Consider the following 237-nt stretch of genomic DNA (forward strand, 5'->3'; position numbering starts at 1 on the left):
ACCCGGCCGTGGAACTGCGCCTAGCCCTCGCCGTCCGGGGCGGCACAAAAGAGATCCAGATGGGTTTGCCCCCGAGCGTCGATCTCGGGGAACTCTGCCGCGCTTTCCGCGCGGGTCCTCCCCTCAAAACGCCCAGCCTGCACCTCGGCCAGATCCGGCTCCGTCACACAACGGTTGCCGCGAAGGGCGATCCCTCCGGTCTGTTGCGCCCGGCGCAGTGGCGAACCCAGGCAGGGG

General features: G+C 69.6%; 1 protein-coding gene. It reads right to left on the reverse strand.

Annotation, left to right across the window (positions count from 1 at the left end; genetic code table 11):
• Nucleotides 1-20: 20 nt before the first annotated feature.
• The coding region (locus tag R0J92_RS26415; RefSeq protein WP_411053868.1) for a histidine phosphatase family protein at nucleotides 21-237 on the reverse strand (217 nt) is incomplete at its 5' end.

The organism is Tritonibacter sp. SIMBA_163 (assembly GCF_046535935.1).
Classification (GTDB): domain Bacteria; phylum Pseudomonadota; class Alphaproteobacteria; order Rhodobacterales; family Rhodobacteraceae; genus Epibacterium; species Epibacterium scottomollicae.